This window comes from Enterococcus sp. DIV1368d, assembly GCF_050542975.1.
GTDB lineage: Bacteria > Bacillota > Bacilli > Lactobacillales > Enterococcaceae > Enterococcus_D > Enterococcus_D casseliflavus.
This window is the reverse complement of sequence record NZ_CP172939.1, coordinates 1,934,809-1,957,304: the sequence shown is the minus strand read 5'-3', so window position 1 is coordinate 1,957,304 and position 22,496 is coordinate 1,934,809. Positions and strand designations below refer to the sequence as shown.

Sequence of the window (22,496 nt, the reverse complement as noted above, 5' to 3'; positions counted from 1 at the left end):
ATTCGGGAGAAAATAGCGATGGCACGATGAAAGGTATCGCGTATTAAAACCAGGTGGGGTTGTGCTGAGCTTTGATGCCAACTGGTATCGCTATCTTTTTGATGAAGAAACTCGTAAAAAAAATGACGACGCTCGTTTTATGACTGAACGATTTTCGGTAAAGGATTGTTATTGGCAGACGAATGTTCCTTGGATGGACACGTTAGCTCATCAGTACCCTTTATCTGGAAAGCTACGCCCAGCTTGGGATGAGCATGTGTGAACTACACAGGGGTTTCAACAGATTGAAACGATTGAACGTGTAAATGATTTGTTATTGAATGAAACTCAGAAGTTGAATCTAGCCTTCTCAAGTATTTATTTGATTTAAGCGATTAAATAGGCTCCGTTGAGAAAAAAAGACGTGCTCGCAGTCTTTTATAAGAGAAAAATATCACATAATCCCTTGCCTTCGCAGATTCGTTTTCACTGAAATTGCATTGGTAAAGGGATTTTTTTAAAAAAATTCTTGTGATTTTAAGTGAAATACGGTACCCTATTAAAGAGAGTGAGAATCATTCTCAATAAGGAAGGGGCGGGGCATGTTGAAAAAAATCGGATTACTGCTGATCTTGATTTTTCTTGTGGGCTGTTCCTTACTCGTAGGAACTCATGAATTATCATTAAGTGGTTTACAGCAGGGTGATCCGAATCATTGGCTTGTTTTGGTAAAAGTTAGGCTCCCACGGACGATCAGTTTGATTATTGCAGGTGGAATCATTAGTTTATGTGGGAAAATCATGCAACATATGATGCAAAATAAATTTGTGGCATCTGAGTCGATCGGATTATCTGATAGTGCTCGTTTAGGAATTTTGCTAGTCATGCTTTTTCTGCCAAATGCTTCAAACTTGATTCGGACAACCGCAGCATTTGTGTTTGCTTATGCAGGTGTTTTGTTCTTTTTATTTTTAAGCCAATTTCTACCAAAGAAAGATCCAATGATGCTCCCTTTGACCGGGGTGATGTTCGGTAATATCATCGGTGCCATTAGCAGCTTCTTGGCCTACCGTTTCCAATTGGTTCAAAATGTCTCTTCTTGGCTACAAGGAAATTTCGCTACCATTATGGCTGGCCAGTATGAACTTTTGTATTTGACGATTCCAGTATTCGGTCTGTTGTATTTCCTAGCTTATGAGATCACGATTGCTGGTTTAGGAGAAAGTGCCGCCAAGAGTCTGGGGATCAATTATCTGTATTTACGCTTTGCTGTGTTCGCTCTGGTGGCGTTTGCCAGTAGTGTCGTTTTATTGACCGTTGGACAAATCCCTTTTCTAGGGATCGTTATCCCAAATATGATCGGCATGGTGTTTGGGGATCATTTGAAGAATAATCTACTGCTGATCAGCTTTGCTGGAAGTGCATTTTTACTTTTATGTGATGTATTGGCACGTATCGTGATTGCTCCGTATGAGATGCCCGTAAGTGTGGTTGCCGGTGTACTAGGTGGTTGCTGCTTCTTGATTTTGCTGCTGGGGAGGAAGTTTCAATGAAGAAAAAACTCTTTCTTTTGTTCTTTCTGATCCTTTGTGCCGCTACTGCCTATCTGACCTATAACACCTATGGTAATTGGTCATTTGCTTTTGCATTGCGGGGCCGTCGGATCTTCGCCTTTGCTCTGGTGGCGATCGCAATTTCCTTTAGTACGATCACCTTACAGACTGTTACGAGCAATCGCTATTTAACACCAGGAATCTTAGGCTTGGATCAACTATATGTCCTGGTTCAGACCCTGTGTTTCTTTTTTATCGGCGGGATCCAGATGCTAAGCCAAGAAACAGCAGCGATGTTCTTATTCTCTGTCAGTCTGACTGCCATTCTAGGAAGTTTATTGATCGGTTTTTTCTATCAAAAAGCCGTCAACGGATTGTTTTTGTTGTTGATGGCTGGAATGGTATGCGGCACGATGTTCAGTAGTCTGAGCACGTTTTTGCAAGTCTTGATGGACCCGAATGAATATGATTTACTGCAAGGACGCTTATTCGCTAGCTTTGGCAATATCAATACGCAACATCTCTTAATTGCTGCTGTGATCATTTTGATCGGTAGTAGCTGCCTGATTCTGTTGATTCCAGAATTGAATCTATTACATTTAGGAAGCGGGCAAGCCAAAAGTCTAGGCGTTCCTGTTCAATGGCTTCATAGAGGTATTTTATTTTTGATTGCGCTTCTGACAGGTACCGCTACGGCACTCGTAGGTCCAGCTGTTTTTCTCGGCTTTGTAGTGGCAACGATCACCTATCAGCTTTTTCCCACCTATCGCCATGGGTGGTTGTTTGCTGGTGGCAGCCTGATTGGTTTTCTCCTGTTAGTAGGAGGGCAGTTCTTAGTGGAACAAGTGTTTCAATGGCAAACGACCATTGGTACAGTGATTCAATTATTAGGTGGCGTCTTCTTTATAAGCAAATTGCTGTTGGAAAGGAAAAAATCATGATCGAAACAAAAAACGTATCCAAAAATTATGCGAAAACACAGGTGTTGACCGAGTGTTCTTTAGCATTACCTGAGCAGAAAATGATTGCCTTTATCGGGCCAAATGGTGCGGGAAAAAGCACCTTACTCTCCTTGGTCAATCGGATGCTGGACCAGAGAACTGGTGATATTTATTTAGATGGAACTGAGATTCGCCAATGGAAATCCAAAGAGCTAGCCAAAAAAATGGCTTTTTTGCAACAAAGCAATCGCTATGCAGTCAATCTGACTGTAAGAGAACTGGTGGCATTTGGTCGCTATCCGTATAACCGCGGGCGACAATCGGCAGCGGATGATAGGATCATTGATGATTCTTTAGCTAAGCTATCCCTTACCGAATACGCCGATCAATCGATTCATGAGCTTTCTGGTGGTCAGCTACAACGAGTTTACTTGGCGATGATCTTGGCTCAAGATACAGATTATCTGCTGTTGGACGAACCGTTAAACAATCTAGATTTGAAGCACGCCAACCAGCTGATGAAGCTATTGACCACCTTGGTGGAAGACTATCAGAAAACCGTTGTGATCGTTTTGCACGACATTAATTTTGCCGCTCGCTACGCCGATCACATCGTTGCCATGAAAGACGGTCAGATTTTTAAAGCGGCCGACACTGAGGCTGTGATCCAGGAGCAAGTGTTGGCATCATTATATGAGATTCCAATCAAACTGGTACAAGTGGATGGTCGGCAATTTTGCTATACCTTCCAATAAAATGTATTTCTAAGGAGGAAAAAAATGAAAAAAATTGTAGTAAGCTTTATGAGTATTTTCGTATTAGCGGGGTTGACCGCATGCGGATCAAATAATACTGGTACAATCGAATCGACAGGGACACAGCAAAGCCAAACTGCTCAGAGTGAACAGACACCGACAGAGGTTGAAATCACTGATAGCAATGGAACTGTTACTGTTCCTTATGCACCAGAAAAAGTGGTGGTTTTTGACAATAGTGCCTTAGACACGATGGATGCGCTTGGCCTTGGGGATCGAATCGTTGCTGCTGCGACCAGCAATTTACCAGATTATTTATCAGCGTATGCAGATGTTGAATCAGCAGGGGGAATCAAGGAGCCTGATTTAGAAAAAATCAATCAACTGCAGCCAGACCTAATCATTATTTCTGGGCGACAACGTGATTTCCAAGAGGAATTGTCTGCAATCGCGCCAACCGTTTTCTTAAGCGTTGACAATAGTGATACTTGGGCATCGATCGAAGCCAACATTACGACTATTGGTCAAATTTTTGGTAAGGAAGAGGAAGCGCAAGAACAACTAGCATCGTTACAAGGTCAGATCGATACCTTGAAGGAGCAAGCGCAAAATGCTGACGAGAAAGCCTTGGTTGTTATGGTAAATGAAGGCAATCTTTCTGCTTTTGGGCCAGGTTCTCGTTACAGTATCTTGTATGATACGTTTGGTTTCCCTGCAGTAGATGAGGAATTAGAGGCGTCGACACATGGACAAAGTATTTCTTATGAGTACTTGCTTGAGAAAAATCCTGATATCATTTTCGTGATCGACCGGACAAAAGCGATCGGCGGCAATGAAAGTGAAAGTGAATTTGTTGCAAATGAAATCGTCCAAGAAACAAATGCTGGGCAAAACGATCAAGTCATTGAATTGGATGCTGCGGTTTGGTATTTAGCAGGTTCAGGCTTGGAGTCGATCCAACTAATGATGGACGATGTCAAACCAGCCGTTGAATAAATAGGTGAGAAAAGCAATCAAGTAATTAGGACACGCGTATCAGTTTACTGAGAATGCGTGTCCCTTTTTATTTTCCTATTTTCTAAGACCTACGACTGATTTTTGATAACTTTCCCTGCTTTACTTTACCTGTCGTAGTAATTGTTTTATAATTAGTACGACAGATGAAGTAATTTAGGAGGCGATTGCGTGATCTCGAGTGACGGAATTCGCGGCTATAACGACGCAATCATTTTATCCATTCTTTCCAATGAAGATTCTTATGGATATGAAATATCCAAGCGTATTCGCGAAGGAACAGATGCTTTATATGTGATCAAAGAAACGACGTTGTATTCCGCTTTTACTCGGTTAGAAAAACAAGGATTGATCCGCTCATATCCTGGAGAAGTGACGCATGGCAAAAAGCGGACGTATTACCAGATAACTGCAGACGGAAGAGCAAGCCTTACGGAGAAAATATTGGAGTGGCAGCAGACAAAGATCGTCGTTGACCAGTTCTTACAAGGAGGAGACAAATGAAAACCATTCATGACTATCTAGACAGCTTATTTTTATCAGTACCCATCACACCGGAAACCAAAAAGGCGAAAGAAGACCTCTTAGCGATTATGGAAGACCACTACTTAGAACTGATTCACCAAGGGAAAAGCGAGCATGAAGCCATCGGTGCAGTAATCAGTGAGTTTGGTTCCGTAGATGAGCTGTTGCAAGAGTTAAATGTTTCAAAAGAAGAAGCGCCGATTGATGATTGGTCCGATGCCATCACAGAAGACGATGCGTTTGATTATTGGGGAACTGTGCGACACTTTGCTTTCTCGTTATCTATAGGAATCGGTTTTTGTATCGCATCCCTAGCAGCCTTGATGCTCTTAGTTAGTATATATGCTGAGACCTTTGGAATAATGGTGATGTTTCTTTTTATCGCCATCGGGGTCGGTTTTATTATCTCTAGCAGCTTGCACTTTTCCGGTGCTCGTAAACAGTTGGATGATCGTCCAATAAAAAGGGATGCCAAACGAGAAGCCGCTCAGCAACTCGCAAATTATGAAAAAAGTTTTCGGATTGGTCTTGTTTTAGGAATTGGTGCCTGTATTTTATCAATTGCGCCTGTACTTTTAAGTGAAGTGTTTTATTATTCTGTTGAGTTTGGGATTTCTTTGTTTTTCTTGACGGTTGCAGCAGGTGTGTTCTTTATTATTTATGTAAGTATTATCCGTACAGGCTTTGCGAAGCTGGCAACTGAGACGTATTTTATTCGCGACGAAGACCATCCTGGGGATCGAGCAACACGTCATAAATATGGCGAATCCGCTGGTAGAGTTACCTTTTTTCGAACAGTCTACTGGCCAGTGATTTTGGTCGTTTACATGCTTTGGTCCTTCATGTTTCATGCATGGGCTTACTCTTGGGTCATTTTTGTTATTGGTGGTGTCTTAGAGGACTACTTTATCGGACATACGAAAGCTAAAAAATAGAAGACACTTCAATCGAGAGTGCTTTCTTTACTTTTAAAAAAAGGAAGATTATAATACGCCTTGTAACTGAACCAATCAAAAAAGAACAGCGAGAAATATGGTTCTCTCAATGCTTTTAAAAAGTTCAGAATACAAGAAAAGAGGCAATGAATATGTTAGAAATTCATTATCTGAAAAATGGCAGCAAAGAAATAGCAACAGTCGAATCTCCGGAGCGCTTTCTCGCAAGTCAATACTTGGAAGTTCCACCTTTTCAAGACCATTACCCGGTCGAAGAAGTTTTTTTAGACGGTAAGCGGATTACATTGAGGGATCGAACGATCAGTGGATTGTTCAACTATTTAAATACTAAATAAAAAATTGCCTTTTTCTATGGCTCACTTTACTTGGTGAGGAATCATAGGAAGAGGCAATCTTTTTTATTTAATTGAGAATGAGGGGTGTAATTGAGAATCTAACAAGTAGGGAATTAAAATGGAAACGATTAGTCAAACTTACAACTATACTCTATTTGTTTTGGATAGGAAATAAATATGCTCATTTCTGAGGAGGATAACATTTTTTTTGACTATTTCTGAATAAACTATTGCTTTTTATAGTTAGATATACTAATAATTAATAGAGATTATTCTCAAATAATTATTCTAATTGGAGGAAATGATATGTCATTAATTGGAAAAGAGATTGGTTCATTCGAAGCGAAAGCTTACCACAATGGAAAATTTATCGATGTTTCATCAGAAGATTTTAAAGGAAAATGGAACGTTGTTTGTTTTTACCCTGCAGATTTCTCATTTGTTTGTCCGACAGAGCTTGAAGATTTGCAAGATCAATATGCATCACTAAAAGAATTAGGCGCAGAAGTTTATTCTGTATCAACAGATACTCATTACACTCATAAAGCATGGCATGATCATTCTGATGCCATCAATAAAATCGAATATATCATGATTGCAGATCCTTCTCATGTGATCTCAGAGATCTTTGATGTACTAGATGAAGCTTCTGGGTTGTCTCAACGTGGAACATTCATCATCGATCCAGATGGCGTAGTCCAAACAGTTGAGATCAATGCGGACGGTATCGGTCGTGATGCTAGTGGCTTGATCGATAAAATCCGTGCTGCACAATATGTCCGTACTCATCCAGGTGAAGTATGTCCTGCAAAATGGAAAGAAGGCGAAGAAACTTTAACGCCAAGCTTAGACCTTGTAGGCAAGATTTAGGAGGCTCTCATGGCATTAGATAAGGCAATCAAAGACCAACTGACGCAGTATCTCGCGATGCTAGAATCAGAGGTTGTTTTTGCGGCAACTTTAGGTGAGGATGATTCTTCCACAAAAGTACGTGAATTCTTAGAAGAAATCGCAGAAATGTCGCCAAAAATCACTATCCAAGCTGTAGCAAGTGAACGGACACCAAGCTTTTCGATCAATCGTCCCGGTGAAGAAAGCGGCATCGCTTTTGCTGGTTTACCGTTAGGACATGAGTTCACTTCGTTTATTTTAGCGTTGCTTCAAGTAAGCGGTCGTCCGCCGAAAATTGACGAAGCACTTCAAAAGCGCATCAAAGCGATCGATAAGCCATTACATTTTGAAACCTATGTCAGTTTGACCTGCCATAACTGTCCTGATGTTGTTCAAGCGTTAAATATCATGGCAGTGCTAAATCCTTCCATCAGTCACACCATGATCGAAGGTGGGATGTTCAAAGAAGAAATTGACAAGAAAAAAATTATGGCTGTGCCAACCGTCTTTTTAGACGGTGAAGAATTTGCAAGCGGCCGTCAAACGATCGAACAATTGTTGGAAAAAGCAGCTGGTCCGACGAGTAAAGATGACTTTGCTGAAAAAGAGCTTTTCGATGTGTTAGTTGTCGGTGGCGGACCTGCAGGCGGAAGCGCAGCGATTTATGCAGCGCGTAAAGGCATCAATACTGGGATGGTCGTCGAAACAATGGGTGGACAAGTAATGGAAACCCTGGGGATCGAAAACATGATCGGTACTCCTTATACCGAAGGACCAAAATTAATGCGTCAGGTAGAAGAGCACATCAACGAATACAATGTAGACGTGATGAAAGGGCAGCGTGCGAAAGATATTCGTCGCAATGATGTCATCGAAGTTGAATTAGAAAATGGTGCAGTATTAAAAACCAAAACGGCCATTTTAGCAACTGGCGCTCGCTGGCGTAACATCAATGTTCCAGGAGAAAAAGAATTCAAAAATAAAGGTGTTGCCTATTGCCCACATTGTGACGGTCCGTTATTTGCTGGGAAAGAGGTTGCTGTTATTGGCGGCGGAAACTCCGGGATCGAAGCAGCGATCGATTTAGCTGGCATGGCAAAACACGTCTATGTTCTTGAATTTTTACCGGAACTAAAAGCGGACCTTGTGCTACAAAACCGTTTGAACACGTTAGAAAATGTGACTGTTATTACGAATGCGGCAACGAAGGAAATTGCTGGATCCGATCATGTCGAACAATTGACCTACGTTGATCGTGAAACGAATGGCGAATTCACATTAGCTGTTGAGGGTGTCTTCATCCTGATTGGCTTGATGCCGAATACCGAATGGTTAAAAGATCGCATCGTTTTAAACGAACGCAATGAGATCGTCGTAGACAAACACGGCGCAACCAATATTGAAGGGGTCTTTGCAGCAGGGGATTGTACCGATAGTGTATACAAACAGATCATCACTTCAATGGGTTCAGGTGCGACTGCGGCATTAGGTGCCTTTGATCACCTGATTCGCTCGTAAGCGCCTTGCATCATTTAAAATCAAAAAACGTCTCAGGGGCTTCTAGGAGCTGCTGAGCGTTTTTTTTTTTGTAAGGGCAGTTTGGGTCCAGTTGACAGAAGGACAGCTTCTATATTACAATGAAAAAAACTCGTTCAAAAAAGAAAGAGGTATATTGATGAGTGTCGTAGGTATCTAATCAGCCAATTAAAACAAATAAGCAAAAACAGACTGTTTATTTGTTGTGCCTGTAGATACCGATAAAAATCGTTATTGATGAATCAGGTGATGGGAAACTATCGCTTTTTTTGTACACTTTTTTGGACGGGGATCTGATCGGAATCCTCAGGCACAAGAAAGGATAACTCATGAAGATACCTCAAGCAACTGAATTTGAACAAATTAAAGAACAAGTAAGTAAAAAAATAATCAGCGATTACGGCAAGGCGCGCTTTGCGAATGAAAAACCAGCAGCGACGATCCACTCTGCCCAAAAACGAGTGACAGAGACCACTGAAGCGATGGCGCTATTAGCCGCTGGTCGTCAAGTGCCTTTTATGGGGCTGCAGCATGTCTTACACCATACGGAGAAAATTGAAAAAGGGTTTGTTTTGGAACCACAGGAGCTTATCGAATATGGAGACTTTTTACGGTCTTTTCGAATCATCCGTCAATTGTTCGAAAAGAATCAATCGATTGCCCCAAGATTACATCAATATGCACAAGGTTTAGAAGACTTTTCTGAAATCGCCGAAATGATTTTCCAAAAGATTCGCAATGGTCAGGTTGATAGTAATGCCAGCCGAGAATTGCGGAAAATTCGCGGTACGATCGAAAAATATGAAGCTGATCTGAAAAAAGTTTTTGCAAAGTTTTTTAAGGAAAGTCGCTATTTACAAGAAAATCGTGTCATCAAAAAGAACGACCGATATACGTTACCTGTGCGTGCTGAATTTCAACAGCAATTTAACGGAACGATCATCGAACGTTCCAATAAACGAGCGACTGTCTTTATTGAACCGGAGGCAGCTGCCCGTTTAAATGATCGATTGATCTTGGCGCAAGCAGAAGAAACAGCCGCTCAATACCAAGTGTTGTCAGAGTTGACAGGGGCGATCGCCGAACAAATGAACGCCGTGTTTACCTGTCTTGACATTTTAGTTGTGCTGGATATTATTTTTGCTCGGGGAAAATATTGTCGAGAAATCAACGGGCAACCGATAACTATGACTGAGGAAGAAGTTTTGCTTCTTGATCACGTCCGTCATCCTTTGCTGGGACGTGATGCGGTTCCTCTTTCTTTAAAACTTGGCGAAGAAAACCGCTGCATGGTCATCACGGGTCCCAATGCTGGAGGCAAGACCGTCGTCTTAAAAACCGTTGGACTTGTTTGCGCCATGGCTCATTATGGCTTATTTCCAGCACACAATGGCAAAAGCACTGTTCCGTTTTTAAAAAGTCTTTGGATGGATATTGGCGATCAACAAAGTCTGGAAAATTCTTTAAGTACCTTCTCTGGACACATGTCGAACATTGCTCAGATTATGAAGAATGCTACCCGACACAGTATTGTTTTATTGGATGAAATCGGCAGCGGTACTGAGCCCAATGAAGGGGCTGCTTTGGCGATCGCCATCATGGAATCCATCTATCGCTCAGGAGCTTTAATGATCGCAACAACGCATTATGGTGAAATCAAGCAGTTTGCCGTCGATCATCAAGATTTCGAAACAGCGGCAATGGCTTTTGATGCCAAAACCTTGACACCAAAATATCGTTTGCTGACGAATGCAGTCGGTGATAGTAATGCGTTTTGGATTGCCGAAAAGATGGCGATCCCCGCTGACGTAGTCCAAACAGCAAAGGAATATTTAAAGCATAAAACCTATTCTTTTGAGAAGCAGCCTTTTGAAAAGGGGAAGAAACAACCCCCTCAACAAGAAGCCAAGATAGATCTTATTTTTCAAAAAGGAGACTTGGTCTTTTCAACAGAACATAACCAGCGCGGGCTTTTTTATGAGTATTTGGAACAAGGACAAGCGAAAATTTCAATAGAGAAACACTTTTTTGTTGTTGCCGCTCGTCGCTTGCAACTCCTCACAAAGCGAGAGGTGCTCTATCCCGCAGGTTATGATCTTGATCAGCTATTCGTTGAGTTTGCGCAGCGCAAGTTTACTCGAGATATTGAACGAGGATCTAAAAAAGCGCAGAAGCAGTTACGAAAAGCAGCGCAAGAACGGCAAACCAATCGACCCGTGGATTGATAGATTAAGAAAACTTTCAATCGATAGACCAAAATCAAGCAAGCAGTCCTTTTTCAGCACCTAGAAAAAGGACTGCTTTTTTTAAATGTTCGTTTTTTTAATAACGTCCTTTATCGATGCCGTTCCTTTGTTTGGATGATTATTTTGGTTGTTTTTTCTTTATAGAGCAGAAAATATTCGAAATATCTAAATTCTTTAAGAAAAGTTAAAGAAAAATAAAAATAACAGAGAATTGGTTGTATCTTTATTCGAGGAAGGGTACCATTCATATTGGATTGAAAAATAACATATAACCTTGTTAGGTGAGGCTCCTATACAAACACAAGCTATTGCGCAGAAACGTCGAAAGACGCCAATGTGTAAAACAGGAATTGTCGGATTAAGGCTTTTCATAAAATAGCTAAGAGAGCAAATGACTTTCTTTACGTTGTATAGTGCTAAAACTCGGACGATGAGATTGCTGCTAAAGTCTGACGTCCTAAGAGAAGTGAGACTTTTTTGCTTTTCTTTCTGATGGATGACGAAGCTCATAGAGCAAAATAACTGGTACCGTCTGAACACCTACTCCAAGGCAAGAGGAGTGGAAGCAATGATAGAAAAAAAGAAGATCGATTGGCTGCTTATCATAGCTTATTTGCTATTGAGCCTTATCGGTCTTTTAATGATTTATAGTGCAAGTTCATACCGTTTATTAACGAGAGATCAACCACCAGCGTCGCTATTTATCCGTCAATTGGTCTTTTTGTTACTTAGCTGGGTTCTTTTATTCATTATTCAGCGGACGCGAAGAGAGATTTTGCTTAGCAAATACTTAGCGATCGGTCTGCTAGCATTTGGGATCTTTACCTTGCTCTTAGCTCGTTTGCCCTTTTTCGGTGTCTCTGTTAATGGGGCACAACGCTGGGTCTCGATCGCAGGGATTCAATTTCAACCATCAGAGATTGTGAATGTAGGGATGGTCTTGTACCTTGCTCATTACTTTCAAACTGCAAAAACCACCTTGCAGGAAATGAAACGTCCGCTTTTCGTTTTGTTTTTGTGCTGTGTGTTGATCCTGTTTCAACCGAAAATAGCCGGTGTGATGATTTTGCTTTTTTTAGCATTTGTCATGATAACTACGGTACAAGTCCCCGTGAAGCTGACGGCTCTTTTATTTGGTGGCTTAGTGATCAGTCTATTCTTGGCTGCCCTGTTGATCATGTTTTTAGGGGACAATGATTTATTGCCTCATATTTTTATGCACGTATATAACCGAATTCGCCTAGTAGGTGATCCATTCTCCGACCCTTACAATCAGGGGTTCCAAATGATCCATTCTTACTATGCTTTATTTAATGGAGGGCTTACTGGTCTCGGTTTAGGAAACAGTATTACGAAAAAAGGCTTTTTACCAGTTGCGGAAACCGATTTTATTTTTTCCGTTTTAGTAGAAGAGCTTGGCTTGCTTTTCGGGATTTTTGTTATTGGCTTATTATTCGTAATCATCTTACGTTTATTTATTCGTTCCGCAGCTATTGAAAACCCTCAGATTGGGTTGATATTGCTAGGAACAAGTACATTACTTTTGTTGCAAACAAGTATCAATATAGCCAGTATTTTAGGGTTGATGCCGATGACGGGGGTACCGTTACCCTTTATCAGCTATGGTGGCTCCAGTTACTTTATTCTTTCATTTGCCTTTAGTATGTGCCTGAAATTAGAGCGAGAGGAGGGCAAACGAAATGAAGTTCCTCAAACGACATGATGCAAACTATGCCTTGCTGCTACCCGTTTTTCTGCTTTTTTTGCTAAGCATTTGGGTCCAGCATCAAGCTTCTGTAATGGATGGCAATGATCCTTCTGGAATCGTTTTTCGACAGATCGTTTTTTGTGTTCTATCCGCCATCGCGCTCTTCGTTACAAGTTTGATCCCAACCAATTTGCTCTTACGCTTTTCGGGTCTTTTGTATGTATTGGCGCTAGGTTTGATGGCTTCTCTTCATTGGTTCTACGATCAAACGATGTTTGAGCAGACTTCTACCAAACGCTGGATCAGAATCGGCGACTTTACCATTCAGCCCTCAGAGTTTATGAAAGTGGCCTTTATGCTTTTTATGGTCTATCTCACCTTAGTATATGAAAAACGAAAAGCCGAACGGACCATTAAATCTGATTTGATCTACGTCACTAAGATCTTGCTTTATAGTATACCGACATTTCTATTGATGTTTATGCAACGGGACTTTGGTACGAGTTTAGTGTTTATTGTGATGTTAGGGGCTTTATTTATTATCTCGGGTGTTCATTGGAAAATTTTGACCGTAGTGATCGGTTTGATCGCAGCCCTCGGCGCTATTTTATTGCTGCTCGTGTTTACGGAATGGGGCAATCGTGTCTTGTTTCGACTTCATTTCTCGCAGTATCAATTAGACCGAGTGCGAGCTTGGGCAGATCCCCTAGCGTACCAAGACTCTATCGCGTTCCAACAAGTTCGCAGTATGTGGGCGATTGGCTCAGGAGGCTTATTGGGAGCGCCTGACACCCATACGACAGTGTACGTTCCGGTTCGTGAATCAGATATGATTTTTACAGTTATTGGTGAAACCTATGGCTTTTTAGGAAGTACCTTAGTGATCTTCTTGTATTTTTATCTCATCTATCAAATCATCTTCGCCGCGTTAAAAACGAATAACAAGGCGTCGGTCTATATCGCCATCACGTACGTTTTTGGCTTAGTCTTTCAGATCTTTGAAAATATCGGAGCGGCGATTGGGTTGCTGCCATTAACGGGAATTCCTCTGCCATTCTTAAGCCAAGGAGGAACCTCGTTGATTGCGATCAGTATTGCGATGGGAATTATTTTCGGGTTAGAAAAATTCCCGACTAAAGCGAAGAAACGATCTTACGCATTAAAAGAAAGTAGGGGATTAACATGAGCAAGACAGCAAAACAAGGGGTGATAGGTGGACTGCTTTGTAGCTGTTTCGCATGGTTGTTTTTCCTTGTAGCATTAGAGCCGCAGTGGTTCCAAACGCTTGATACCCTGTTTTCCCACGTGCCTCAATGGCGGACGGCTACAGTAGAAGCGATTTTTGTTCCGCTTGCTAGCACGGCAACGATCGTCCCGATAGCAGCTATTCATTTTCTATTGGCAGCAATTTTGTTTCTTCGAAAGAAACAGATCGAGAGTTTTTGGTTGATGGGAAATATGATCATAATCAGTGGTGTTGGCCAAGTGATCAAGAAATTCGTTGATCGCCCAAGACCGGAGTTTGCTGACAGTATGGAACGGGCGTCCGCCAGTTTTCCAAGTGGCCATACACTATTAGCGACCACGCTAATTATTTCTCTCCTCTTTTTCTTCGCACAAACAGCGCCTGGCAAAAGAGGCAAACGTCCTATTAGCCAAAAACTAGCTATGTTTTTGGGATTGGTTTATTTACTGCTTATTATGATGAGCCGCTTGCTATTTGGGGTTCACTATCCTAGTGACTTGTTAGCGAGTATCTTATTGGCAAGTGGAATCAGCTCGATTACGTGTTCAATAGTTTTTTTCAATAAAAAAAAGGGTGCTTAGGGGGGAATAAATTGAGTTTGGTAAAAAAAATAATTATTGTATTTTTGGCTTTGCTTACAGTGGTTGTGGCATCGGGGACTGCTTACGGAATCAAAGTATATTTTCAAGTTGAAAATGTTGCGCACTCGATTCATCGGCCGATAGAAGGAAGACAAGAAGCAGAGGTGATAGAAAACACAGAGCCTTTAAGTCTGCTTTTGCTAGGAATTGCCAATGATGCTCGCCGGCAAACAGATTATCGTGCCAATACGATCATGATTGCAACGTTGAATCCAGTTACGAAAAAAACGACACTTACGAGTATTCCCAGGGATGCGTATGTTGAAATTGTTGGTCAAGGATATGAAGATAAAATCAACCACGCACATTCCTTTGGCGGAGCAAAGATGATGATTGAAACAGTGGAACAATACCTTAATGTTCCGATTCATCATTATTTTTCTTTAAATATGGATGGTATGGCAGATCTAGTTGATGCGATTGGCGGTATTACCGTTGAAAACGATTTTGCATTTACTGCTGAGGATATCTATTTTGAAGAAGGTATCCTTGATTTGGATGGCTGGGAAGCACTTCAATATACCCGTATGCGCAAAGAAGACCCTGAAGGTGACTATGGACGCCAACGTCGTCAGCGAGAAGTGACAGAGATTTTGGCCAATGAATTAGTTTCTCTATCAAGCGTGATGCGGATTCAGGATCTGTTAACGATTATTGGGGAAAATGGTGAAACAGATTTAACGTTTTCTCAGATGAGTCAACTATTCACCCAATATCAATCGGCACTCGTTACTGTCGAATCTTACCAAATGGCGGGTACTGGGTTCACTGGCGATGGCTTTAGAGGTGAATACGGTATCTCTTATCAAGAAGTGTCGCCTGAAGAACAACAAGCGACGAGTCAGCGTTTAAAAAGCGAATTAATGCTTGATTAAGTAAGCCTTGGGTTTAATTAGTAATAACACCACTTCCTCTTTGTTCCTCTAGTAAATCGTGATTAGAGTTGACAGCTGCTTTTCCTCAGGATACTCTTTAGTCAAGCAAAGCAATTCGGCTTGAAGGGTAGCAAGAGCCTGTTCGGAGAAGGACTGTTAACTCTTTATTTGTTGCTATATCGTTTGGTTAAAAGTTACAAGGGGGGAAAAGAATGACTATCATCTTTAAAGATCAATTACCAGAGGATTCAAATCAGATTCTCGCTTTATATAAATGTGTTGGCTGGGTCGCCTATACGAAAGAGCCAGAGCGACTATTAAACGGCCTAGCTCAGTCGCAGGTGATCACTGCCTATGTTGAAGAGCAGCTAGTCGGACTTATTCGATGTATAACCGATGGACAAACCATTCTTTATATTCAGGATCTGTTAGTAGCGCCAGCGTTCCAACGTCAAAAAATTGGCCAGCGATTGCTCAAAAAAATGCTGGCGAGATATCCATCGATTCGACAAAAGGTTTTGATCACGGACAACACAGAGAAAACGCGCCGATTTTATGAGTCTTGCGGCTTTTCCTCTGTAGAAACGCAGCAAATTGCAGCATTTATTTATTTGCCTAAAAACGAGTAAATAGCCAGAAACCCGATCGCTAGTTGAAAATGGTCAATTTATTAACGGTTTTATGTTTGATGAAGGAGTGGGAGAAATGAAGCTGCGATTTGCGTTATTTGTGTTAAGTTTAGTGATTGGTGTTGGCGCATGTGGAGGAAGCATGCTGGCGTTTATGAGTATTGAGCCATTAAGGAAAGGACAGTCATTTGCTGGGTTGGAATCGTCCATGCTCCAAGGAACGCCATTTACAACATTTTTGATTCCCGGGGTGTTTTTGCTAATTGTGTTAGGACTGGGCAATTTATTGGCAGCTATCCGATTGTGGCGCAACCAAGGGTATCATGGCGAATTGCTTTTAGGCATCTGTTTAATTATCTGGATCATTGTTCAAGTGATTTTATTAAGGGGCGGGAATGTTTTGCATCTGATTTTCTTAGTGTTAGGTTTACTCCAGCTCGGTGTGGCAGCTTACTGTATCAAACACTTGCAACTCTCGGTTCCTTTTTCTGCTCATCAAAATTGATTAGGCAGAAGGGTTTTATGGGGGAAATAATTAAATTACTCAAAAGTTTCCTATGAAAAACGCGGATTTTTGAAAAAATATTCGCAAAAGGATCATTCGCTTAAAAAATTATGATAAACTGAAAGAAGTGAACGTATTTTCTAGAATCAGGAGGATCAATTATTGGAGTTTCTTAAAAAATCAAAAATTTTTGCAGGTCTGGTGATCGTCTGCCTTTTAGGGATCGCCGTCTGGATCTATTCAAATATACTGTTTGTTTTTCGACCATTAGAAGCAATCTTTTCTAGTGTCTTTTTACCTGTACTGATATCCATTTTTATTTTTTATATCTTTTTGCCTTTCTTTAATTGGGTAAAAAGAAGGACGAAAAAGAAAAGCATTGCGCTGTATGCGACACTGTTGTTGATCGTTTTTGCAGCCTATTTGATCATTCAGGTGATTGGACCCGCATTAGCCTATGAGATGGGACGCTTTATCAATCAAATACCCGTTATCATCAATTTGGTGATCGATAACATCGATCATTCCTATTTGGAGGAACTTTTCGGTCCTTTCATTGATTCGATCGATATTTCGCAAGCGAGCAATTTCGCCTTGCAGTTTATTACCGGGGCAACGAATAGTCTAACGAGTTTGATCTCCATCGTTTCTCACTCAGCGATCGTCTTGTTTACGATCCCACTGCTCTTAGTCTATATGTTTAAAGACGGTGAGAAAGTGCCAGACTTTTTAGCAAACAAAACACCGAAAAAGTACCAAGGTTTGATGCGTCAGTTATGCAGTGATTTCCACCAAGCAGCGTCTGCTTATATTGGCGGGAAATTGCTTGTATGTTCGTACGTTGCCGTTTCCAGTTATTTGATTTTTTCTTTGCTAGGTTTGCAGAATGCGTTGCTTTTAGGCCTGATTTGCGGTGTCTTGGATATCATCCCATACTTCGGACCATTTATCGGAGCGGCACCCGCATTTCTATTTGCTTTAAGTTTAGATATCCGTACCGCCATTTTATTGGTAGTGGGCATCACGATCATTCAATTGGGTGAATCGTATCTAGTTTCACCTCTAGTAATGAATAAAGTGTTGCATATCCATCCGATTATTGCGGTGTTCTTATTATTGATCGCCGGCAACTTGCTGGGATTTGTTGGTATGATCGTTGCACTTCCAGTGTATTCGATCATTATGGCGATGTCTGGCACGCTACTCCGTTTTTTCCAGGAACGCAAACTAGAACGTTCTGTGATCGACAAGGAGTCATTGTAACAATAAAACTTGCTGTTGAAGAAATCTTCATCAGCAAGTTTTTTGTTTTAGATGACACATAGCACGGTACAAAGACTCATGCTATACTGATTGAAACGAAAACGACGATAGGAGTGAGGAAATGAAGGTTTTGTGGAATGGTCAGATCGTTGATCGAGAGGCAGTGAGAATTGATATCGAAGACCGTGGCTATCAGTATGGTGATGGGATCTATGAAGTTATCCGAATATATAATGGCCACTGTTTTATGTTAGCGGAGCATATGGCTCGATTGGAAAGCAGTGCACAAAAAATTAAGCTAACGTTACCCTATTCGATTCCCCAATTGACTGAAAACCTAAAGTTACTCATTAAGACTGAAGGAATCACAGAAGGAGAAATCTATCTTCAGATCACCCGAGGAATCGCTTCTCCGAGAAATCACGAGTTTCCACCAGCTGGATCGGTCAAAGGGGTGGTGACGGCAAATGTGATCCTCTTTGAACGACCAGATGAAATGCAGCAAGCAGGGCTTTCGGCAACCGTTCTTCCTGATGAACGCTGGTTGCATTGTGATATCAAATCATTGAGTTTGTTAGGTAATCTTTTGGCGCTGGATCAAGCGATCGAAGCTGGCTTCGATGATGCGATACTGCAACGAGATGGCTTTTTTACAGAAGCATCTGCATCCAATCTCTGGTTTGTCATTGATGGGATCGTCTATACTCATCCGGATGGGCGTTTGGTGTTACCGGGAATCACGAAATTGAAGGTCCTTCAGTTGTGTCGCCAATTAGAAATTCCCTATCGAGAAGAACCCGTCCCGATTGAGGCACTACGCGACACGCAAGAGTGTTTCTTGACCAACTCAGTTTGGGAAATCGTTCCGATCGTTGCCATTGATGGGAAACCCGTTGGCACTGGCGTATTGGGTTCAATCACGAAACAATTGCAAGCAGCGTATATCGCTGCCACAAAGAATAAAAGCGATTCATTGTGATTATGCAATAGAAACCACCTAAAAAAGCTTTGGCAACACCCAGTATTTTTAAGGCTGGGTGGGACCAAAGCTTTATCTTGCGTTGAAAATTATTTCTTACCATTCACTAGGGTTCCACAACTTCCCGTCAAGTTCTCCTTGTTTCAATTCGATGCGGGTTTCTTGCTGCTGCAACAACTGTCCCAGCTCTTGCAAAAATGCTTTTTCATGGTAATCAGTGGTTTCTTGAATGGATTGTTCTATCAGCGGTGTTAGCCAATCATGCCCCATCAAAGCACCTCCAATTCAGCTAAAGCATCTTCTAATTCGTTCAATGTTTCATGGTTTTCCTGCAACAGGGATAGCAAAGGAGAAAGCTGCGGTTTTTTAGAAACCAAATGTGCCAGTTTCTCAGCAAACCATTGTTGCTTTTGATCAAACGTAAAGGGAGCGGGCATCGATAATAATTGCTGATAGGCAATGACAAAGGCACGCTTTTCTTTTTCCGTTTTATACATCAGTTGGTCAAGGACAACGATGGGTAACACGGTCATTTGGTGTTTTTTTGCCATCAGTACGAGTGGATGCAAAATTTCGTTAAAGGTCGTATTTTCTCGACCACCTAACTGAAATTCTTTGGCAGCAACACCAGTAGAAACGGCGAAACTGATTTCTTTCCCCATCAAAGCAGGCGCGCAATTTTCCCAAACCGTATCGATCCAAGCTTTCATTTTTGCTGGAACACTGTACCAATATAAGGGGAATTGTAAAACCAAACGGTCACAGTTTTGCAGCAGCGCCTGTTCATCGGCAAGGGAAAAGTCAGAAAAATCATCAAGAAAGTGTATGGTGACATTAGAAAGTTTGGCACTTTCACTGAAAAAACGTTGGGAAAGAGAGTTGTGGAAATCTGGGTGGCTAGCCACCACTAAGGTTTTTATCATGAGATTGATCATCCTTTCCTACTACATTTACCATATTTTACCAGAAAGGGAAACTAGTCTGCTTTGCTTTTCGTAGTGTTGGTCCTCTTTTAGTTTGATTTAAGGTACCTCGTCTATATTCATTGTTAAGGAAGTGTCAGTAACAACTTACACGTGAAGGAAATGGGGGAATAGAGGATGGAACCAAACGATCCCTTGATCAAAGGTCTAGCAAATGTAGTAATGTTCGCCGCCAATACAATGGAATATGTCGAAAATAAACTTGTCAGTTGCCGACAACGAATATCTGGAAAGCAACCCTCAAAAGAAAGTGACTATGGCAATGGGCAAGAGTTTACAGAATTGACTGCGCAAAAATGATAGATAGAGAGAAAATAGAAGAAGTAGCTCACCTTTTACCTGGTGAGTCACTTTTTTGCTGTCAAGTTCTTCATCATCAGTTGGTACTTTTCTTGATGGAAGGTATAATGAGTAAATGAAGCATAGTGGAGAGGAGAAGAATAAAGAAACAGTAGAGAGGAGAAGCAGGTGATGAACCATTTATACAAACGAATCCAATACAAAATCCCTGAGCTAAACCGAGTAGAACGAACCGTCCTTAACTATTGTTTGAGAGCGCCTGAGAAAGTTTCGGAAATGACGGCCGATGAGTTAGCTTCTCAAACCTATACTAGTCAAGCAACGATCAGTCGAATGGCGAAAAAGCTTGGCTTTACGGGTTTTCAAGAATTCAAATTTTCATTGAAAAGTTATCAAAGCCTTGAAAGAAACGAGTCTGCTACCCAAGCCTCTCTTGGCTTATCCCCACTGATCAAGCAAATGATTGACCAGCTGACGACATCCTTATCAATGATTGAAGAAGCTGACTTTCAGCGTGCCGTGGAAATGCTGCAGCAAGCACAACGAATCGAATTTTTCGCTTTAGGGCAAAGTGCGCCGGTCGCATTATCTGCAAGTCGAAAATTGCGCTTTTTAGGTAAAACAGTGGGTGCATCAACGGATTGGGATGAATTGACAACCATCGCGAACCAACTATCAAAAAATGATTTAGCTCTTTTTATTAGTCATAGTGGAGAAACGATCGGGATGCTAAATTATGCTACTCGTTTGAAACAAAGAGGCGTGCCGATTTTAGCCTGTATTGGTCAACCAAAAAGCACGTTAGAAAAGCTTGCCACCTTCTCTTTTCCTGTTGAAATGACAGCGATTTATCATCATGAAGTCGATTTGAGCCCGCGGATCTCCTTAGCGGCGTTACTGGATATTTTAATTATTCAATACGCCAATCAAATCGAAGCAGGACTTGATCCTGAATGACCATTCCATTTTGTGAATGGTCATTCTTCTTTGGGGAACTGTATTGTAAGCCTTCTTGATATCGTTTACATTTTAAGAGATAAAAGTGTTAGGAGGAAATGATATGCAAAAAGGAAAGAAAGCAAGCTGGATGGAAATTTTTCAAGGACTTGGGAAAACATTTATGTTGCCAGTCGCTTTACTCGCATTCATGGGTTTATTTTTAGGGATTGGTAGTTCATTTTCATCTTCTTCAACGATCGACGTTTTCCCATTTTTAGGTGCCCCTTGGCTCCAAGTGGTTTTTCGTTTCATGTCAACGATCGGTGGGTTTGCCTTTAGTTACTTACCCGTCATGTTTGCGATGGCGATTCCTTTAGGTCTAGCAAGAAAAGAGAAGGGAGTTGCGGCATTCTCAGGCTTTGTGGGCTATGTCGTGATGCATTTATCCATCAATTTTTATTTACAAGAAACGAATCAATTAGCTGCTGCAGATCAACTACGAGAAGCAGGGCAAGAGATCGTTTTTGGCATTCAAACATTATCAATGGGTGTTCTAGGAGGTATTATCGCAGGATTGATCGTTTATAAATTGCATATGCGCTTCTACCATTTTCAATTGCCAGATAGTTTTGCATTCTTTTCAGGAGCACGTTTTGTTCCAATCATCACCTCGCTTACTTTAGCTATGGTCGGGGTGATCATTCCGATGATTTGGCCGTTGTTTGCTATGATCATCACAGGAATCGGACATTTGATCCAACAAGCTGGTCCTTTCGGTCCGTTCTTATTTGGTTCAGGTGAGCGCTTGTTACTGCCATTTGGATTACACCATATTTTGGTTTCCATGATTCGCTTTACCGAAGCCGGGGGAAGTCAGCTGATCGATGGTCAGCAAGTCTTTGGGGCGTTGAATATTTTTTATGCGGAATTACAAAACGGCTTGAGCATCTCACCAAGTGCAACTGCGTTCTTGTCTCAAGGGAAGATGCCAACCTTCATGTTTGGCTTACCGGCAGCAGCATTAGCTATGTACCACACGGCAAAACCTGAGAATCGTTCAAAAATAAAAGGTTTATTGATTTCAGGCGTCATTGCAACTTTTGTGACAGGAATTACTGAACCAATCGAATTTTTATTCTTATTCATCAGCCCTTTATTATGGATTTTTCATGTCATCATGACAGGTGCTGGATTTATGGTAATGAGTCTATTAGGTGTCACGATTGGAAATACCGATGGGGGCGTGCTTGATTTTCTTATCTTTGGCGTGATGCAAGGCGCATATACAAAATGGTGGCTCGTTCTGATTGTAGGAGCTTGCTGGTTTGCCCTTTATTACTTTGTTTTTAAAACAGTAATCCTTCGCAAGAACTTGAAGACACCTGGTAGAGAAGAGAATAGTGATCAAACGAATGAGTTGGAAGAGGAAATGACCTATTCTGGAAAGAGTGGCTACGATGCCCATGGTATTTTGGCAGCTTTAGGGGGAGCAAGCAATATTGATTCTTTAGACAATTGCATTACACGGCTACGCCTCGTTCTAAACGATGGTACATTGGTTGATGATGAACGGCTGAAAAAACTAGGTGCGCTTGGGGTCGTTCACTTAGATGATACTAACGTGCAAGTAATCATTGGAACGAAAGTAACAACAGTCAGAAATCAACTTGATGCGATTCTTTAGCAAAATTGTCAAG

Annotated in this window: 24 protein-coding genes and 1 riboswitch; of the genes, 22 read left to right on the top strand and 2 right to left on the bottom strand. The window is 41.4% G+C overall.

The genetic code is table 11. The annotated features are described in order from the left end of the window. Nucleotides 1-61 precede the first annotated feature (61 nt). The 19 genes from IGJ44_RS09110 (at nucleotide 62) to dat (ending at nucleotide 18,577) form a co-directional block, all read left to right on the top strand. Nucleotides 62-262, top strand: a complete 201-nt coding sequence (locus tag IGJ44_RS09110; RefSeq protein WP_167827424.1) for a hypothetical protein — start codon at nucleotides 62-64, stop codon at nucleotides 260-262. 319 nt (nucleotides 263-581) lie between these two features. Then, a complete protein-coding gene (locus IGJ44_RS09105) occupies nucleotides 582-1,532 on the top strand; it encodes an ABC transporter permease (protein ID WP_151196589.1) in 951 nt (316 codons plus the stop codon). Beyond that, nucleotides 1,529-2,473: an iron chelate uptake ABC transporter family permease subunit gene (locus IGJ44_RS09100; protein ID WP_005236195.1), complete on the top strand. Its 945-nt coding sequence runs from the start codon at nucleotides 1,529-1,531 to the stop codon at nucleotides 2,471-2,473. The genes IGJ44_RS09105 and IGJ44_RS09100 overlap by 4 nt, the downstream gene beginning before the upstream one ends. After that, a complete protein-coding gene (locus IGJ44_RS09095; RefSeq protein ID WP_430605648.1) occupies nucleotides 2,470-3,228 on the top strand; it encodes an ABC transporter ATP-binding protein in 759 nt (252 codons plus the stop codon). Before IGJ44_RS09100 ends, IGJ44_RS09095 begins: the two co-directional genes overlap by 4 nt. 24 nt (nucleotides 3,229-3,252) lie before the next feature. Beyond that, nucleotides 3,253-4,224 (top strand): siderophore ABC transporter substrate-binding protein, encoded by a 972-nt coding sequence (locus IGJ44_RS09090; protein WP_005236194.1) that lies wholly within the window; start codon nucleotides 3,253-3,255, stop codon nucleotides 4,222-4,224. A 189-nt stretch (nucleotides 4,225-4,413) separates the two neighbouring features. Further along, on the top strand, nucleotides 4,414-4,746 hold the full coding sequence (locus IGJ44_RS09085) for a PadR family transcriptional regulator (protein WP_121261214.1): 333 nt from the start codon (nucleotides 4,414-4,416) through the stop codon (nucleotides 4,744-4,746). Then, entirely contained in the window at nucleotides 4,743-5,702 is a 960-nt protein-coding gene (locus tag IGJ44_RS09080; protein ID WP_167827422.1) for a permease prefix domain 1-containing protein, read from the top strand. The genes IGJ44_RS09085 and IGJ44_RS09080 overlap by 4 nt, the downstream gene beginning before the upstream one ends. A 152-nt stretch (nucleotides 5,703-5,854) precedes the next feature. Beyond that, on the top strand, nucleotides 5,855-6,058 hold the full coding sequence (locus IGJ44_RS09075) for a hypothetical protein (RefSeq protein WP_010748444.1): 204 nt from the start codon (nucleotides 5,855-5,857) through the stop codon (nucleotides 6,056-6,058). A gap of 306 nt (nucleotides 6,059-6,364) precedes the next feature. Next, nucleotides 6,365-6,928, top strand: a complete 564-nt coding sequence (gene ahpC / locus IGJ44_RS09070; protein ID WP_005226227.1) for an alkyl hydroperoxide reductase subunit C — start codon at nucleotides 6,365-6,367, stop codon at nucleotides 6,926-6,928. 9 nt (nucleotides 6,929-6,937) lie between these two features. Then, entirely contained in the window at nucleotides 6,938-8,467 is a 1,530-nt protein-coding gene (gene ahpF, locus IGJ44_RS09065; RefSeq protein WP_015509798.1) for an alkyl hydroperoxide reductase subunit F, read from the top strand. A gap of 347 nt (nucleotides 8,468-8,814) precedes the next feature. Further along, a complete protein-coding gene (locus IGJ44_RS09060) occupies nucleotides 8,815-10,710 on the top strand; it encodes an endonuclease MutS2 (protein WP_167827421.1) in 1,896 nt (631 codons plus the stop codon). Nucleotides 10,711-10,997: 287 nt separating this feature from the next. Next, nucleotides 10,998-11,173, top strand: a riboswitch (M-box (ykoK) riboswitch). Nucleotides 11,174-11,299: 126 nt separating this feature from the next. Beyond that, the gene (locus tag IGJ44_RS09055) at nucleotides 11,300-12,454 is read left to right on the top strand and encodes an FtsW/RodA/SpoVE family cell cycle protein (RefSeq protein WP_034868647.1); all 1,155 of its coding nucleotides are present in this window, start codon (nucleotides 11,300-11,302) and stop codon (nucleotides 12,452-12,454) included. Continuing rightward, nucleotides 12,432-13,625 carry an FtsW/RodA/SpoVE family cell cycle protein gene (locus tag IGJ44_RS09050; RefSeq protein ID WP_015509795.1) on the top strand — a complete coding sequence of 398 codons (1,194 nt, stop codon included), beginning with the start codon at nucleotides 12,432-12,434 and terminating at the stop codon, nucleotides 13,623-13,625. The genes IGJ44_RS09055 and IGJ44_RS09050 overlap by 23 nt, the downstream gene beginning before the upstream one ends. Continuing rightward, nucleotides 13,622-14,266: a phosphatase PAP2 family protein gene (locus IGJ44_RS09045; protein ID WP_167827420.1), complete on the top strand. Its 645-nt coding sequence runs from the start codon at nucleotides 13,622-13,624 to the stop codon at nucleotides 14,264-14,266. The genes IGJ44_RS09050 and IGJ44_RS09045 overlap by 4 nt, the downstream gene beginning before the upstream one ends. Nucleotides 14,267-14,277: 11 nt before the next feature. Further along, the gene (locus IGJ44_RS09040; protein ID WP_005226221.1) at nucleotides 14,278-15,201 is read left to right on the top strand and encodes an LCP family protein; all 924 of its coding nucleotides are present in this window, start codon (nucleotides 14,278-14,280) and stop codon (nucleotides 15,199-15,201) included. A 212-nt stretch (nucleotides 15,202-15,413) separates the two neighbouring features. Beyond that, nucleotides 15,414-15,830 (top strand): GNAT family N-acetyltransferase, encoded by a 417-nt coding sequence (locus IGJ44_RS09035; RefSeq protein ID WP_005226220.1) that lies wholly within the window; start codon nucleotides 15,414-15,416, stop codon nucleotides 15,828-15,830. Nucleotides 15,831-15,906: 76 nt separating this feature from the next. Continuing rightward, on the top strand, nucleotides 15,907-16,335 hold the full coding sequence (locus IGJ44_RS09030; RefSeq protein ID WP_010748436.1) for a hypothetical protein: 429 nt from the start codon (nucleotides 15,907-15,909) through the stop codon (nucleotides 16,333-16,335). Between the two features lie 162 nt (nucleotides 16,336-16,497). Further along, a complete protein-coding gene (locus IGJ44_RS09025) occupies nucleotides 16,498-17,598 on the top strand; it encodes an AI-2E family transporter (RefSeq protein ID WP_010748435.1) in 1,101 nt (366 codons plus the stop codon). A gap of 121 nt (nucleotides 17,599-17,719) precedes the next feature. Next, nucleotides 17,720-18,577 carry a D-amino-acid transaminase gene (gene dat, locus IGJ44_RS09020; protein ID WP_167827419.1) on the top strand — a complete coding sequence of 286 codons (858 nt, stop codon included), beginning with the start codon at nucleotides 17,720-17,722 and terminating at the stop codon, nucleotides 18,575-18,577. Between the two features lie 96 nt (nucleotides 18,578-18,673). On the opposite strand, the gene IGJ44_RS09015 is transcribed toward dat, so the two are convergent. Both IGJ44_RS09015 and IGJ44_RS09010 read right to left on the bottom strand, forming a co-directional pair. After that, on the bottom strand, nucleotides 18,674-18,847 hold the full coding sequence (locus tag IGJ44_RS09015) for a hypothetical protein (protein WP_005226215.1): 174 nt from the start codon (nucleotides 18,845-18,847) through the stop codon (nucleotides 18,674-18,676). After that, entirely contained in the window at nucleotides 18,847-19,512 is a 666-nt protein-coding gene (locus IGJ44_RS09010; RefSeq protein WP_167827418.1) for an NAD(P)H-dependent oxidoreductase, read from the bottom strand. Before IGJ44_RS09010 ends, IGJ44_RS09015 begins: the two co-directional genes overlap by 1 nt. A gap of 165 nt (nucleotides 19,513-19,677) precedes the next feature. On the opposite strand from IGJ44_RS09010, the gene IGJ44_RS09005 reads away from it, so the two are divergent. The 3 genes from IGJ44_RS09005 to malX all read left to right on the top strand — a co-directional run bounded on the left by IGJ44_RS09005 (nucleotide 19,678) and on the right by malX (nucleotide 22,483). Beyond that, entirely contained in the window at nucleotides 19,678-19,860 is a 183-nt protein-coding gene (locus tag IGJ44_RS09005; protein WP_060791980.1) for a hypothetical protein, read from the top strand. Nucleotides 19,861-20,031: 171 nt separating this feature from the next. Further along, a complete protein-coding gene (locus IGJ44_RS09000; protein WP_087627553.1) occupies nucleotides 20,032-20,817 on the top strand; it encodes a MurR/RpiR family transcriptional regulator in 786 nt (261 codons plus the stop codon). A 103-nt stretch (nucleotides 20,818-20,920) separates the two neighbouring features. Further along, nucleotides 20,921-22,483 (top strand): maltose/glucose-specific PTS transporter subunit IIBC, encoded by a 1,563-nt coding sequence (gene malX / locus IGJ44_RS08995; protein ID WP_060791978.1) that lies wholly within the window; start codon nucleotides 20,921-20,923, stop codon nucleotides 22,481-22,483. The last annotated feature ends 13 nt before the right edge of the window (nucleotides 22,484-22,496 follow it).